This is a genomic window from Parvularcula dongshanensis, from assembly GCF_014199615.1.
Lineage (GTDB): Bacteria > Pseudomonadota > Alphaproteobacteria > Caulobacterales > Parvularculaceae > Parvularcula > Parvularcula dongshanensis.
The window spans coordinates 43,699-58,607 of sequence record NZ_JACHOB010000002.1; the positions used below are offsets into that span (position 1 = coordinate 43,699).

Consider the following 14,909-nt stretch of genomic DNA (forward strand, 5'->3'; position numbering starts at 1 on the left):
CGACTGCGTGGTTCGGGTGACCGTCGGGGCGCGCCTGCCTAGCTTCGGCGTCAGGAGGAATGCCCGGAATGAAAAGACGTCTCTCAATGATCGCTGCCTTCTGCCTCACGCTTGGCTGCGCGCCCGTCGCGTCCGCGCAGAGCGAAGCCGGTGGCGCCGCCCTGCCCCGCTTCGTCATGACCAATGCGGAGGCGCGGGACGGCACCGATCTTTCCGGCACCTGGACCTACTCGATCGATCCCTATCGCGACGGGATGGCCGGCTTTCACGGCGGCGAGGCCGGCGAGGGGCACCGGCGCTACGATCCGCGGGATGTGGACGAGATCACGCGGCAGGACCCGACCGCGCTCTACGAGTACGACATGCGGCGCTCGCCCGAAGCGACCCTCCCCGGCTCCTGGACGAAACACGCCCCTGAGATGCGTCACTATCAGGGCCTCGTCTGGTACCAGCGCGCGTTCGACGCCGCGCCGAAGCGCGGCGAGCGCGCGTTCATCCGCGTCGGCGCCGCGAACTACCGAACGCAAGTCTACCTCAACGGCCAGCTCGTCGGCGAGCATGAGGGCGGGTTCACCCCGTTCACCATGGAGGTGACGGACGTCCTGAAGGAAGGCGAGAACCGCATCGTGCTCGGCGTGGACTCGGCCCGGGACGAGGCGAGCGTCCCGCCGCCCGTGACCGACTGGGAGACCTATGGCGGGGTGACGCGGGCGATCCGGCTCGTGACCGTTCCGGAAACCTTCGTCGACGACGCGTGGGTCCGCCTGGAGCGGGACGGGCAGATCCGCGCGACCGTGGAGCTGGAAGGCCCAGGCGCCGGCGGCAAGGCGGTCGAGGTAGGCGTCCCCGAGCTCGGCCTGACCCTCAGCGGGGAGACCGACGAGACCGGCATCGCGCACTTGGCGGCGCCGGCGCCGGACGCGCTCGAACGCTGGTCCCCGGAGACGCCGAAGCTCTACGAGGTGAGCGTCGCCGCAGGAGACGACGTCCTGCCGGAGCGCATCGGGTTCCGCACCCTCTCCGTGGAAGGCGACCGCATCCTGCTGAACGGCGAGCCGATCTTCCTTCGCGGCATCTCCATGCATGAGGAGGAGCTGGGCGAGAACCCGGCCCGCATCATGACCGAGGACGCCGCCCGCGCGCTCCTGACCGAGATCAAGGAGGGGCTGCACGGCAACTTCGTCCGGCTCGCGCACTATCCGCACTCGGAAGCGACGCTGCGCCTCGCCGACGAGATGGGACTGATCGTCTGGTCGGAGGTGCCCGTCTACTGGCGCATCGACTGGGAGAACGAGGCGACCCTGGCCGTCGCGCGGGGGATGGTGGCGGAGAACCTGCTTCGTGACCGCAACCGGGCGTCGATCGCGCTGTGGTCGGTGGCGAACGAGACGCCGGTGAGCGAGGCGCGGAACCGGTTCCTCGAGACGCTGATCGGCGACGTGCGGCGCCTCGACCCGACGCGTCTCGTCACCGCCGCGCTCCTGTCGGAGAGCCAGGAGGAGGACGGCACGGTCGTCTCGGAGATCGCCGACCCCCTCGCCGCCTCGCTCGATGTGCTGGCGATCAACACCTATAATGGCTGGTATGGCGGCCTGCCGCTCGAAGAGGTCAGCGAGGTGCGCTGGCGGTCCGTCTGGGACAAGCCACTGATCTTCTCGGAGTTCGGGGCGGGCGCGCTCGCGGGCTTCCACGATCCGAAGCTGGAGCGGAAGTTCTCCGAGGAGTATCAGGCGGACGTCTACCGCGAGACGCTGGAGATGGCGCGCGAGGTGCCGTTCCTGGCCGGGATGTCGCCGTGGATCCTCAAGGACTTCCGCTCGCCGCGGCGGCAGCACCCCCTCTATCAGCAGGGCTGGAACCGGAAGGGTCTCATCTCCGAGACGGGGGAGCGGAAGGAGGCCTTCGGCGTCCTCGCGGCAGAGTATCAGCGGATCGCCGAGGAAGGGCGCGAGTAGCGACACCGTCGCACTTGCGGGCCGAGGCCGCGGGCGTCACATCCTCGCCCCGTGACCTCGTCCTTAGGAACGCTCGCGCTCTTGGCGGCGCTTCTCCTCGCGCTGCTCCAAGCGGCGGGCGGGCTGTGGGGCGCGCACCGCGACAAGCCGGTCCTGATGAGGGCCGCGGGCAGCGCGGCGGTGCTTCAGGCCTTCTTCGTCGCCTCCGCGTTCGGCCTTCTCGTCAGCGCCTTCCTGCGCTCGGACTTCTCGCTCCTGAACGTCTGGCAGAACAGCCACACGGCGAAGCCGGTGCTCTACAAGTTCGCGGGCGCCTGGGGCAGTCACGAGGGCTCGCTCCTCCTCTGGCTCCTCATGCTGTCAGGCCTCGGCGCGGCGGTCGCGCTGGCGGGCCGCCTGCCGGACGCGCTTCGGGCGCGGGTCGTCGGAGTGCAGGGCCTCGTCGGCGTCGGCTTCCTGGCCTTCACGGTCCTGACGTCGAACCCGTTCCGGGGCGTCGGGCCGATCGTGCCTACCGAGGGGCAGGACCTGAACCCCCTCCTCCAGGATCCCGGCCTCGCCTTCCACCCGCCCTTTTTGTACCTCGGCTATGTCGGCATGTCGGTCGCCTTCGGCTTCGCGGTTGCCGCCCTCCTCGAGGGCCGGATGGACGCCAGCTGGGCGCGGTGGGTGCGGCCCTGGACGCTGCTGGCCTGGTCGTCGCTGACGCTCGGCATCGCGATGGGGGCGTGGTGGGCCTATTACGAGCTCGGCTGGGGCGGCTTCTGGTTCTGGGACCCGGTCGAGAACGCCTCGCTGATGCCTTGGCTCGCCGCGACCGCCCTGCTGCACTGCGCGCTCGTCGTCGAGAAGCGCGATGCGCTGAAGGCCTGGACCGTCTTCATGGCGATCATGGCGTTCGCGACCTCGCTGCTGGGGACGTTCCTCGTGCGCTCGGGCATCGTCACCTCCGTCCACGCCTTCGCGAACGATCCGAACCGCGGGGCGGTCCTGCTCGTTCTTTGCGGACTCTACACGGGCGGCGCCTTCTTGCTCTTCGCGCTTCGGGGCGGACGCCTGACGAGCACCGGAGTCTTCGCGGGCCTGAGCCGCGAGAGCGCGCTCGTCGTCAACAACATCCTCCTGTCGGTCCTTCTCTTCACGGTCCTGCTCGGCACGTTCTGGCCGACGGTCATCGAGGTCGCGACGGGCGAGCGGATCACGGTGGGGCCGCCCTACTTCAACGCCGTCGGCCTGCCCCTGCTCGCGCTCATCGCGCTGGCGCTGGCCGCAGGCACCTTCCTGCCATGGAAGCGAGGGCGCAGCGGGGACCTCGTCCGCAAGGCCCGGACCCCCGCCCTCGCCGCCATGATCGCCGCGGCTGTCTGGTACGGGATCGAGGGCGGCAGCCTCGCGGCGCTCTGCGCGCTCGTCGTCGGCCTGTGGATCCTGCTCTTCGCCGTCTTCGACCTTGCCCGCCGAGTGCGCACGGGCGAGGTGCCAGCCCGCGAGAGCCTGAGGCGCCTGCGCGGATTGCCGCGCGGTTATTGGGGCGGGACCCTGGCCCATGCGGGTCTGGGCGTCGCCGTGCTCGGCATGGTCGGCACGGCGATCTGGGCGGAAGAAACGAGAGCCGTCCTCGCCCCCGGCCAGTCGGCGGAAGTCGCAGGCTACACCCTGACGCTCGACCGCATCTACGAAGCGAAAGGCCCGAACTACCTGTCCGAGGTTTCGGCCTTCACGCTGTCGAAGAAGGGCCGGACGCTCCGCGAACTCTACCCCGAGCGGCGGTGGTATCCCGGGGCGCAGCAGATGACGACGGAAGTGGCGGTCGGCGCGCGCGGCTTCTCGGACGTCTACCTGGCGGTCGGCGAAGGGCGCGGCGAGAACCGAGAGGCCCGCGTCGTGCGGGCGTATCACCATCCGCTCGTCTACCTTCTTTGGGGCGGCGCCGTGCTGATGGCGGCGGGCGGCGCGCTGTCGCTGTCCGACCCGCGCTACAGGGCCGCACGCGTCGCGGTGCGCCGGCGGCCGAGCGCCCCCGCCCTGGCACCCGCCGAATGATCGCGGCGCTCATCCTGGCGGCGGCGCTGCAGACAGGGCCGACCCTTCCCGCCGACAAAGCGGCAAGGGCGGACCGGATCGCGGGCGAGCTGCGCTGCGTCGTCTGTCAGAACCAATCGGTACGGGATTCCGACGCGCCGCTCGCCGCAGACATGCGCGCCCTCGTCGCCGAGCGGGTGGCCAAGGGCGAGAGCGACGACGCCGTGCGCGAGCACCTCGTCGCGCGCTACGGCGAGTACGTCCTGCTGGCGCCGCGTCACAACGCCCGGAACGCGCCCTTGTGGTGGGGACCGGTGCTGCTGCTCGGCGTCGGGGGGATCGTCGTTTGGCGCCTGGGCCGGCGCGGGGCGGACGTGCCCTTCGAAGAGGAGACGGGCGGGGACTGAGCCCCGCCCGCAGCCCGTCGTCTTAGGTCTTGCGACGGAAGAGCCTGCCGATCCAGATCAGCAGACAGGCGCCGACCACGGCCACGATAAGCTGACCGATAATCCCGCCGAAGGTGCCGCCCATGACGGCGAATAGAATGGCGTTGAGGATCAAAGCCCCGGCGATGCCGAGGATGATGTTCATGATGATGCCCATGTTGGACTTCATGATCTGTTCTGCGATCCACCCGGCGAGGCCGCCGATGATGATCGTCAGGAACCAACCTAAACCTTCCATTTGTGTTCTCCCAGACTACGGGCTCGGCCCACTGCCGCCCCTCGATTGGAGTTGAACACGATTCAACAGGGCAAGGTTCAGTCGCGTACAGTCACCGCTGCACCTGTCCTGGAATGGGACAGGGCCTGACTCAGCCGCTAAGCGCTTCCTTCACGGTCGCCGCGACCTTCTTCAGGGTGAACGGCTTCTGCAGGTAGCCCGCGCCCTGGGTCTCGGAGAGCTTGTCGCGCATGGCGGTCTCCGCGTAGCCCGACATGAAGATCACCTTGGCGCCGCGCAGCTTCTCGCCCGCCTCCGCGATCAGGGTCGGCCCGTCCATCTCCGGCATCATGATGTCGGTCAGGACGAGGTCGAAGGGCTTCTCGTCCTCGATGATGCCGAGCGCCTCGTCGCCGTCCTCGGCCTCGACGATCTCGTAGCCGCACATGCCGAGGGCGCGCACGACGATGCTGCGCACGCCCGGGTCATCCTCGACGATGAGGATGCGGCCCTTGCCGGTGAGGTCGGCGTTCTCGTTCGGCTGATGCGCCCTGGCGCCTTGGGCCTGGCGGGCTTCCTCTTCGCCGAGCGCGGGCAGGAAGATGCGGAAGGTCGCCCCGGTCGGCGCGCCAGGGGCGGTGCGGTTGTGCAGGAAGATGCGCCCGCCCATCTGGCCGATGATGCCGTGGACGGTGGAGAGGCCGAGGCCCGTCCCCTTCCCTTCCCCCTTGGTCGTGAAGAAGGGCTCGAAGATCTTCTCGGCGATGTCCTCGGGCACGCCGGTGCCGTCGTCCGCGACCTCGATCAGGACGTAAGCGATCTCCTCCAGCACCGCGTAGCCGTAGCCGCGCACCTCGTCGGGCCGGACGGTCTTGGTCTCGATCGTCAGGTTGCCGCCCTTCGGCATGGCGTCGCGCGCGTTCACCGCGAGGTTCATGAGGGCGAGCTCGAGCTGGCCCTTGTCGGCCTTGACGGCCGGAAGGGCCCGGCCGTGCCGCACGTCGACCTTCACCCGCTCGGTCACGTATCGCGCGAGGAACGGCGTGAACTCCGACAGGACCTCGGTGAGGCTCAGGACCTCCTGCTGGAGGGTCTGCTTGCGCGAGAAGGCGAGCAGGTTCCGCGTCAGGTTCCGCGCCCGCTGGGCGTTCTCCTTGATGAGGACGAGGTCCGGATAGGACGGGTCGCCCGCGGAGTGGCGGCGCATCAGGAGCTCGGTCGAACCCATGACCACGAGGAGCAGGTTGTTGAAGTCGTGCGCGATGGCGCCGGCGAGCTGGCCGACCTGCTTGAGCTTGGCGTCGTGGGTCGCGTCCTCCTGCAGGCGGCGCTGCGCGGTGACGTCGATCGCGTAGAGCACCGTCTGGCGGGGGCCGTAGGCGCCCCTGCGGCGCTTGATCGGACGGGCATAGACCTCGAACAGCCGGGCCTGGGCGCCCTTGCCCATCGAAAGCTCGATGCGGCGGGTGAGCGGCTGCGAGGGGGCGCGGGCCTTGAGCGCCGCTGCGATGTCGCGCAGCGCCGTCTGCGGAAGGACCGTCGCGACGGAAGCCCCGTCCTCCGCGCCCAAGGCGTCCGTCATCAGGCGGTTCGAGTAGGTGATGCGGGCGTCCGCGCCGGGATCCCCTTCCAGGACGGCGACCCCGATCGGCGCTTCGGCCACGTCCGAGGACAGCTCCTGCGCGCCGGCCTCGCGGACCAGCCCGCCCTTGGGCAGCATCTCGACGCAGGCGAAGCCCTCGCCGATGCCGCCCCGGGCGAAGGCGGTCAGGACGACGCCGGCATGGCCGGGCCCGTTCTTCGCATCGCGGTCCCGGATGCGGGCCTCGACCTCCTCGCCGGCCGCGTCCCAGAGCGTGGAGACGAGCTCGGAGGTCTCGCCGAGGACGAAGTCGGACAGCGCGACGGTCGCGCCGGGCCTCAGCCCGATCATCCTGGCGGCGGCGGCGTTGGTCCAGGCGAGGTTGCCGGAGCGTTCGAGCGCGAAGACCGCGCGCGGATAGTTCGCGAAGGCGGCGCGCAGGTCGTCGCGCGCGTTCTCGACCGGGACTTCGCGCAGACGCCAGGCGACGTGGCGGCCGTCCGAGCCCATCGGGCGAACCGCGACCTCGAAGCGGCGGCGGGGCAGGTCGGCGTCGCCGGGCGCGATGCGTCCCATCGCCTGGGTGATGACCTCGTCGCCTTCCGCGCCGGAGCGGGCGGCGCGGGCGAGCCGGAACATCTTCGTGCTCTCGCCGCCAGCCTGGCCGAAGAGGCGCTCGATGCGCGGCGGAAGGCCCGTCGCGCCGACGACGCCCGCTTCCTCCGCGATGCGCATGTAGGCCTCGTTCGCATAGACGACGACGCCGTCGCGCGTGGTGACGAGCCGGGCTTCGGGGTCGGCGGAGAGGATCTTCTCGGCGAGGCCGAGGGCGGTGAGGATGTCCTGACCGGCGAGAACCGCCCGCCGCTGGGGCCCCCTGCCGCGCCCTCGGAACATCAGCCCGCTGAGCAGGAGCGGCGAGTAGGCGCGACTCGCCGAGGCGAGCAGCATCAGCGTGCCGAAGGCGAGGAGTCCGCCCCCGAAGAGGAGCGCGACGGTCTGGTCGACGCCCCCGATCCAGGCGGCGTAGCCGAGGCTGCCGAGAACGAGGAGAAGGCTCAGCCAGAGGACGAAGGGCGTGAGGGTCTCGAGCAGGCTCGCCCTCGCCTTGGGTTTGCGCGGGCGCGGCTGCTCCGCGACGGGCGCCTCGGCAGGTTCGCTCGGCGCGTCGTCGGCGTCGTCCTCGCCGAAGAGAACGGTGAGCGCCGCTTCGGGGTCCGCGGCGGTGGTCGGTTCGACCGACGGGTCGGCGCGAACAGGGTCGTCGACGCCAGCCTCGGCCGACGTGACCACCGGCTCCTCGGAACCGGACTCCGCGAGCGCCGCGACGGACTTGCTCATGACCATCTCCCTGATCCGTGCCCCCGGTAGGACTTGACTGTCCCTTCAGGCCCCCGTGGTAGTAAGGCCGAACCAATGGGCAGCGTTAACTGCTCGCAAGCAATCGTTACCCGAGGGTTAAAGCGCCGAAGCGATGTCGAAGGAAGGGGCCGCGCCTGCCGGAGAAGAACGAGCGCCTTCGCCCGCGCATGCGCGCTTATTGCGCAAGCGCTCCGAGGGGCGGCCCGTCATCGGGGTGGCGCTCGGCTCGGGCGCAGCGCGGGGCTGGGCCCATGTCGGCGTCCTCGAAGCGCTCGACGAGCTTGGGGTCGAGGTCACGGTGCAGGCCGGCTGCTCGGTCGGCGCGCTCGTCAGCGCAGCGCGGCATCTGGGCATCTGGGAGGAGTTCCAGCGCTGGGCGGTCGGCATCGGCAGCTTCGCCTCCTGGTCGAGCTTCGCCTACGGCTTCGGTCGCGGCGGCCTCGTCGATCCCGGGCCGGCCTTCGAAGCGTTCCGCGAGCACGACCGGCTGATCGAGGACCTCGACCGGCCCTGGGGCGCGGTGGCGACGGACCTCGCGACGGGCCAGGAGGTCTGGCTGACGCGCGGTTCGGTCCTCGACGCCTGCCGGGCCTCGGCCGCGGTGCCGATGCTGCTCCATGCCGCCCAGCACCAGGTCGGCGACAAGGTGCGCTGGCTGATCGACGGGGCGGCGACCAACCCCGTGCCGGTCAGCCTCGCCCGTGCCCTCGGCGCGGACCGGGTGATCTCGGTGGACCTCAACACGACCGGGCGGGTGCTCGAACGCTTCGACCGGCCGACCGGCCGCGCCGTGGTGCCGGTTGAGATGCCGCACATTCCGGGCGAGACCATCATGCCCCGATCGGTCGCCGACTTCCTCAAGGGCACCAAGAACACGATCGACCGAGAACTCGCCATGATGAAGGCGAAGTCGGCCGCGCAGCCTCATTTCCTGGAGACGGTCGTCGCCACGCTGGACATCGTGCAGGCGCAACTTTCCGAGGCGCGGGCGCAGATCGAGGTGGCCGACGTGCGCATCACACCCGACATGGCGGATTGCCCGCCGGGCGCCTTCGACCGCTTCGAGGACTACCGCGGGATCGGCTATGAGGCCACGATGGCCCTCAGCGACGAGATCGAGGCGCTCGTGAGTCCGGACGGCGCGGACTCTGCAGGGGCTGCGGACCGAGGGAGGCTTTGATGCGAAACGAAGCAGGGCGGTGGCGACGGGCCCTCATCCTAGGCGCCCTGCTGCTGGCAGCCTGTGCTCAGTCCGAACCGGAGGATGAGCCTCTGAGCGAAGACGAGCCGCAGGCGGCGGAAGACGTGATCGTTCAGGACCGCTTCACCGTCACGCGCAGCGAGTTCGGCCCCGAAGGGACGCTCTCCCGCCTCCTCGAGACCTTGGATCGGCGCGAGTTGACGGTCTTCGCGGTCATCGACCACGCCGCGGCGGCGCAGAGCGTCGGCGCCGCCCTGCCCTTCGCCACGCTCGTGATCTTCGGAGATCCGGAGACAGCGACGCCCCTGATCGAGGCGGTACCGCTGATGGGGGCGGAACTGCCGCTTCGGGCCCTCGTCTACACGCGCGGCGAGGCGACCTACATCGCCATGACCGGCACCTCGAACCTGTCGAGGACCTATCCCCTCTCCGACGAGGACCCGCTTCTCGGTCGGATCGGGCGCCTCGTTGCGGAGATCGCGGACGAAGTGACCCGCGCCTGAGCCGCCTTCAGGGGTTCTTCGCGGTTCTTAAGCCCCTCTTCAGCTAGCCTTGTTACGCCCGCCTGGGCGCAGCGCAGGGCCGGGGCATGCAGCGGAACGGACGAACGGACGCGATCCTCGACCTGAGGAAGGACGGGCTCTTGGGCCGTCTCGTCCTGACCCTCGTCGGCGTCGTCACCGCGCTTACCGTGACCCTCTCCGTCGTCGATGCCTTCCGCGATACCCGCCAGCACGAAGCGCTCTTGCGCGAGCGGGCCGAGGCGGCAGCGCGGCTCTCCGCGACCGCGATCGAAGGCGCAGTCGGACGCGGCCAGGTCGATGCGGTTCCGGACATCCTGGCCGCCCTCGGCGACCGCAGCGACGAAAGGCGATTCCTGCACGTCGCAATCGGCGGACGGCACTTCGGCGAGCGGGCCTCCGCCCTTCCCGAAGCCGCAGCGCCGCTTCAAGCCCGGACGCTGCGGACCGGACGCGGAGAGATCGACGCGAAGCGCGGCGTCCTTCTGGTGCTGCCCCTGCGCGGTACGGCCGACGAGGTGATCGGCACCTTGACCCTTTACGACAGCGCGCCGCCCGTCATGCGGACGGCGCTCAAGTTCATGGCGCGGGACGCAGCGATCGGCCTGCCCTTCCTCGGGATCGCCCTCGTCGCCAGCATCATCATCGCCCGCTCCGTCTGCAGCCCGCTGCGGGCGCTCGCCCAAGCCGCGGAACGCGTCGCGCGGGACGACTTCGATGCGGTGATCCCGCACGAAGGCTCCGTCGAGACGCGCGCGCTCGCCGCCTCCTTGGAGCGGATGGTCCGTGGACTGCAGGTGAGCCGGCTCAAGGCCGAGCGCGCCGCCAAGACGGCGAGCGAGGCGAGCCGGGCGAAGACGGACTTCCTCGCCAACATGAGCCATGAGATCCGTACGCCGATGAACGGCGTCATCGGCGTCGCCGAGCTGCTGCTCGAGACCGACCTCGACAAGGAGCAGCGAGAGCTCGCGAAGATCGTCGTCTCTTCGGGCAGCGCGCTGGTGACGATCATCAACGACATCCTCGACTTCTCCAAGATCGAAGCGGGCAAGATGACGATCGTACCCGAGCCCTTCGACCTGCGCGGCGCGGTGGAGGACGTGATCACCCTGCTGTCCAACCAAGCGCGCGAACGGGACATCACGCTCAAGCTCGAGTACGAGGCCGGCCTGCCCGAGCGCTTCGTCGGCGACGGCGGACGCGTACGGCAGATCGTGACGAACCTCGTCGGCAACGCGGTGAAGTTCACGGAGAGCGGCAGCGTCGTCGTCCGCATCGGCGGCACCGTGCAGGACGGCGCCGCCAGCCTGACCATGGAGGTCGAGGACACGGGCATCGGCATACCGGCCGCGGTCCAGGAGCGGATGTTCGAGAAGTTCGAGCAGGCCGACAACACCGCCACCCGCCGCTACGCGGGCACGGGGATCGGTCTTTCCATCTGCCGCAGCCTGTCCGAGCTCATGGGCGGCACGATCGCGGTGCGCAGCGAGCTCGGCGCCGGGTCGTGCTTCACCGTGAAGCTGGTTCTACCCCTGGACGCCGAGGCGGAGGAGACGGACATGCCGAGCCTTCGCGGCATCGGCGTCCTGATCTTGGAGCCCGATCAGGCGTCTCGCCGCCGGGTCGCCGACCATGCGCGGCGCTGGGGCATGCGCGTCGTGACGGCGGCGGACGAGGGGGCGGCCCTGTCGAGCCTCGCATCGGGCTACAAGTTCGACCTCGCCCTTCTAGGCGGCGGTGCCGGCCTCGCGAGCGCCCTCAAGGCGGGCGGTTTCGACGGTCCGGTGGTGGGACTCGATGACGCGGACAGCCCCGCCTACGCGGCGCTCGTCAAGAAGCCCGTCCGCGCGAGCCACCTCATGGATGCGGTGGCGAACGTCCTCTACGAGCGCTCGGCGAAGCAGGCGCGCACGGCCGCGAAGCGCCTGCGGCGCGACCTGCCCCCCGGGCTCGACGTGCTCGTCGCCGAGGACAACGTCGTCAATCAGATGGTCCTGAAGACCATGCTGGCGGGGCTCGGCGCCGAGGTCCGGGTGGCGGCGAACGGCATCGAAGCGCTCTGCGAATGCGAGACGAAGCGGCCGGACGTCGTGGTCATGGACGTCTCCATGCCGGAGATGGACGGCCTCGAAGCCACCCGCCGCATCCGCGCGGCGGAGGCCGAAGCCGGAACCCCGCCCCTGCCCATCATCGCGGCGACCGCCCACGTCATGGAAGAGGACAGGACCGCCTGCTTCGCCGCGGGCATGGACGCCGTCATCCACAAGCCTGTCCGCAAGAACGCGCTTCGCGACGTACTCATCGCATGGACCGCGCCGTCCGAGGACGCGATGACGGGAACGGAGACGAGCGAAGCGCGCGCCTGACTCTCTCGTAAGTCCATGAGCCGTCGCTTCCTTAATGTCTTGCCTTCGCCCATGATGGAACTTCCATGAACCAGACCGACGACAACACGGCGCCGGAGAACGCGCCCGCCCCGCCGCACGCAGCGGCGCTGAGCGGCGTCGAGGCGGAGGCCGACACCGGGCCGCTCAGCGGGCGGGCCGTCCGGCGCCTTCGCGCCTACTTCTGGACGGCCGCGGGCTTCTCGGTTGTGGTCAACCTGCTCTTCCTCGTCTCTCCCATGTACATGCTGCAGGTCTACGACCGCGTCATGTCGTCGGGATCGATGGAGACCCTGATCTACCTGACCGGGATCGCGGTCTTCCTGCTGCTGATCTACATGGCGGCCGATGCGGGCCGGAAGCGGGCGCTCACCCGCGCAGGACAGCTGCTCGGCGAGTGCCTCGATGGGGTCACGCTTCGCCGCGGGCTCGCCGCCGCGGCGATGCCCTCGGCGAAGACGGTGTCGGCGGTCGCGAACCTCTCGCGGGTGCAGGGCCTCCTGCTGCAAGGGACGCTGGCACCGATCTTCGACGTGCCCTTCGCGCCGCTCTTCATCGGCATCCTCTTCCTGATCCACCCCGTGCTCGGCTGCATCGCGCTCATAGGCGCGCTCATCCTGCTCGGCCTCGCGGTGATGACCGACAGGCTGAGCCGCACGGCGGTCGAGGAGGCCGGCAAGCGCGATCAGCGGGCGCAGAACCACCTCAACCACATGGTCCGGCAGCGCGCGGCGATCGTCTCGATGGGGATGACCGACCGCGCCGTCGGCCAGTGGCAGACCCTTCGCCGCGACGCGGTCGACCACAACCTTCGCGCGGGCGAGGCCGCGACCGTCCTGTCCTCCATGACGCGCTCGTTCCGGCAGATCCTTCAGATCGCGATCCTCGGCGGCGGCGCGGCGCTCTTCGTCTTCGGCGAGATCTCGCCGGGCACCGTGGTGGCGGGTTCGATCCTGATGGGCCGCGGCTTGGCGCCGATCGATCAGACCGTCGCGATCTGGCGGCAGGTGATCCTTGGGCGGAAGGCCTGGCGGGAACTCGCCGAGTGGGTCGACGGACACGAAGCCTCCGACCTGCCGATGCACGTCGCCGCCGTCACGGCCCTGCCCCGGCCCGAACCGCAGCTCAAGTTCGAAGAGTTCGCCGTCGGCATTCCGGGCGCGGGCAAGCCGCTCCTGCCGCCGATGACGGTCGAGCTGAAACCCGGCGCGCTCATCGCCCTCCTCGGGCCTTCCGGCGCGGGCAAGACGTCCTTCCTTCAGTCCGTCGCAGGCGCCTGGGCGCCGCGGGCGGGCACGGTTCGCCTCGGCGGACGCGACATGGCGGCCTGGGACGCGCGCGACCGGGGCCGCTACGTCGGCTACCTGCCGCAGCACGTCGAGCTTCTGACGGGGACGGTGCGCGAGAACATCGCCCGCTTCACCGACGCGGACCCGGAGGCCGTGTTCGACGCCGCGCGGCGCGTCGGCTGTCACGACATGATCCTTCGTCTGCCGCAGGCCTACGACACGCCGATCGGCGAGGGCGGCGTGCACCTCTCGGCGGGTCAGCGACAATCGGTCGGCCTCGCCCGCGCCTTCTTCGGCAGCCCGGCGCTGATCCTCCTCGACGAGCCGACCGCGCACCTCGACGCGAACCTAGCGGCGAACCTGATGGCGCGCTTCGCGGCCTACACGCGCGAAGCGCCGCAGAACCGCGGGGTGACCGCGATCATCGCGACCCACGACCTCCGCCTCATCAACGCGGCCGACCAGGTCATGGTCATCCAGGATCGCAAGGTCGTGCTGACCCCGCGCGAGGAGTACCTCAAGAAGGTCTCGGACCTCCGCCGCAGCCGCGAGGCGCCGCAGCGGCCGAACCCCGCCGGAACCCCCATCACCGTGCCTGCCCCGGTCAAGCCGGAGGAAGCCTCGTGACCGCGCCGCGCGGCCCCTTCGCCGACCGGACGATCCGCTACTCGATGCTGGCCTGCGCGCTGGGCTTCGGCGGCTTCATCTTTTGGAGCGCGGTCGCGCCGCTCGAAGAGGGCGTCACCGCCTCGGGCCAGGTCGTCGTCCGCGACGACCGCCAGCGCGTGCAGCACTACGAGGGCGGGATCATCCGTGAGCTGTACGTCCGCGAGGGCCAGAGCGTCGAGGCAGGCGACGTCCTCCTCGAGCTCGAGCCGTTGCAGTCGCAGGCCTCGCGGGACGAGCTCGCGCAGGACCTTGCCATCAACACGGCGAGCCTCGCGCGCCTCGCCGCCCTGCGCAGCGCCGGCGACGAACCCGACTTTTCGAGCCTCGGCGGGATCGGCCTGCCCGAGGGCGTGCGGGACGAGATCGAGGCCCGTCAGTCGACCCTGTTCGAGCAGCAGCGCGCCGCACGGGACGCCGAGATCGGCGTCCTACAGGCCCGCCGGGCGAGCCTCGTCGGCCGGGTCTCGGACCTTCGCGGGCAGATCGACGCGACCGAGAATGCCCTCGCGTCGGGACGCGAGGACCTGAAGCTCCGCCGCGAGCTTCTCGAGCAGCGCCTGGAGACGATCGGCAACGTCCAGCGGCTCTCCCGCGAGGTCGCTAGCCTCGCAGGCGAGCTTTCCAGGCTCGCGGGCGCCCGGAACGAGGCGCAAGGCGCCATCGCGGAGACGGACGATCAGATCGCCGAGGCACGCGCCCGCTTCTTGGAACAGACCGGCCGAGAGGTCGTCGAGGCGCAGAGCCGCGCCCTCGCCGCCCGCGAGCGTCTGCGCGGAACCGAGGACCGGCTCGCCCGCACGACGATCAAGGCGCCGATCGCGGGCGCCGTCCTGAACCTCGCCGTGTCGACCGTCGGCGGGGTCGTCCGGCAGGGCGAGCCGATCATGGAGATCGTGCCGCGGGACAGCGCGCTGATCGCGTCGATCCGCCTCTCCCCGACGGACCGGGACTCCGTGACGGCCGGCCAGTCGGTCGAAGCACAACTCACGGCCTACAAGTCGTTCCGTGCCCCCCGCCTGCCCGGCGAGGTGGTCGGCGTCTCCGCCGACCTCGTGGAGGATCCGGTGACGCGTACGCATTACTACGAGGCCCGGGTGGTGCTCGACGCCTCGCATCTCGACCCCGCCGCGCGCATCGAGGTCCTTCCCGGCATGCCCGTCGAGGCCTTCATCGCCTCGGGCCGCTCGCGCACCTTCCTCGACTACGTCTTCGAGCCGATCCGGGCGACCATGTCGCGCGGCTCCCGGATGAACTGACGAGC

The 14,909-nt window shown here is 70.3% G+C and carries 10 protein-coding genes; 8 read left to right on the forward strand and 2 right to left on the reverse strand.

Features of this window, described 5'->3' with window-relative positions:
- Positions 1-68 precede the first annotated feature (68 nt).
- The 3 genes from GGQ59_RS05875 to GGQ59_RS05885 are packed head-to-tail and all read left to right on the forward strand — an operon-like array spanning position 69 to position 4,384.
- Positions 69-1,955, forward strand: coding sequence for a glycoside hydrolase family 2 protein (locus GGQ59_RS05875; protein ID WP_183816858.1), 1,887 nt, complete (start codon positions 69-71; stop codon positions 1,953-1,955).
- A gap of 51 nt (positions 1,956-2,006) precedes the next feature.
- Positions 2,007-3,998, forward strand: a complete 1,992-nt coding sequence (locus GGQ59_RS05880) for a heme lyase CcmF/NrfE family subunit (protein WP_183816860.1) — start codon at positions 2,007-2,009, stop codon at positions 3,996-3,998.
- Positions 3,995-4,384, forward strand: coding sequence for a cytochrome c-type biogenesis protein (locus GGQ59_RS05885; protein ID WP_183816862.1), 390 nt, complete (start codon positions 3,995-3,997; stop codon positions 4,382-4,384). The genes GGQ59_RS05880 and GGQ59_RS05885 overlap by 4 nt, the downstream gene beginning before the upstream one ends.
- A 22-nt stretch (positions 4,385-4,406) precedes the next feature.
- Here GGQ59_RS05885 and GGQ59_RS05890 read toward each other — a convergent pair whose 3' ends face one another.
- Together GGQ59_RS05890 and GGQ59_RS05895 are read right to left on the reverse strand one after the other, a co-directional pair.
- Positions 4,407-4,661 carry a GlsB/YeaQ/YmgE family stress response membrane protein gene (locus GGQ59_RS05890; protein ID WP_183816864.1) on the reverse strand — a complete coding sequence of 85 codons (255 nt, stop codon included), beginning with the start codon at positions 4,659-4,661 and terminating at the stop codon, positions 4,407-4,409.
- A gap of 130 nt (positions 4,662-4,791) precedes the next feature.
- Positions 4,792-7,563 carry a response regulator gene (locus tag GGQ59_RS05895; protein ID WP_183816865.1) on the reverse strand — a complete coding sequence of 924 codons (2,772 nt, stop codon included), beginning with the start codon at positions 7,561-7,563 and terminating at the stop codon, positions 4,792-4,794.
- Positions 7,564-7,762: 199 nt separating this feature from the next.
- On the opposite strand from GGQ59_RS05895, the gene GGQ59_RS05900 reads away from it, so the two are divergent.
- From GGQ59_RS05900 to GGQ59_RS05920, 5 genes are all read left to right on the forward strand, one after another.
- On the forward strand, positions 7,763-8,764 hold the full coding sequence (locus GGQ59_RS05900) for a patatin-like phospholipase family protein (protein WP_183816866.1): 1,002 nt from the start codon (positions 7,763-7,765) through the stop codon (positions 8,762-8,764).
- Positions 8,764-9,288 carry a DUF302 domain-containing protein gene (locus GGQ59_RS05905; protein ID WP_183816867.1) on the forward strand — a complete coding sequence of 175 codons (525 nt, stop codon included), beginning with the start codon at positions 8,764-8,766 and terminating at the stop codon, positions 9,286-9,288. The genes GGQ59_RS05900 and GGQ59_RS05905 overlap by 1 nt, the downstream gene beginning before the upstream one ends.
- An 86-nt stretch (positions 9,289-9,374) precedes the next feature.
- The gene (locus GGQ59_RS05910; RefSeq protein ID WP_183816868.1) at positions 9,375-11,672 is read left to right on the forward strand and encodes a hybrid sensor histidine kinase/response regulator; all 2,298 of its coding nucleotides are present in this window, start codon (positions 9,375-9,377) and stop codon (positions 11,670-11,672) included.
- A gap of 65 nt (positions 11,673-11,737) precedes the next feature.
- Positions 11,738-13,606, forward strand: coding sequence for a type I secretion system permease/ATPase (locus GGQ59_RS05915; protein ID WP_183816869.1), 1,869 nt, complete (start codon positions 11,738-11,740; stop codon positions 13,604-13,606).
- On the forward strand, positions 13,603-14,904 hold the full coding sequence (locus GGQ59_RS05920) for an HlyD family type I secretion periplasmic adaptor subunit (RefSeq protein ID WP_183816870.1): 1,302 nt from the start codon (positions 13,603-13,605) through the stop codon (positions 14,902-14,904). The genes GGQ59_RS05915 and GGQ59_RS05920 overlap by 4 nt, the downstream gene beginning before the upstream one ends.
- Positions 14,905-14,909 lie beyond the last annotated feature (5 nt).

Coding starts and splice junctions, on each gene's coding strand:
- GGQ59_RS05875 (WP_183816858.1), top strand. CDS start 69: ATGAAAAGACGTCTCTCAATGATCGCTGCCTTCTGCCTCACGCTTGGC.
- GGQ59_RS05885 (WP_183816862.1), top strand. CDS start 3,995: ATGATCGCGGCGCTCATCCTGGCGGCGGCGCTGCAGACAGGGCCGACC.
- GGQ59_RS05890 (WP_183816864.1), bottom strand. CDS start 4,661: ATGGAAGGTTTAGGTTGGTTCCTGACGATCATCATCGGCGGCCTCGCC.
- GGQ59_RS05895 (WP_183816865.1), bottom strand. CDS start 7,563: ATGAGCAAGTCCGTCGCGGCGCTCGCGGAGTCCGGTTCCGAGGAGCCG.
- GGQ59_RS05905 (WP_183816867.1), top strand. CDS start 8,764: ATGCGAAACGAAGCAGGGCGGTGGCGACGGGCCCTCATCCTAGGCGCC.
- GGQ59_RS05910 (WP_183816868.1), top strand. CDS start 9,375: ATGCAGCGGAACGGACGAACGGACGCGATCCTCGACCTGAGGAAGGAC.
- GGQ59_RS05915 (WP_183816869.1), top strand. CDS start 11,738: ATGAACCAGACCGACGACAACACGGCGCCGGAGAACGCGCCCGCCCCG.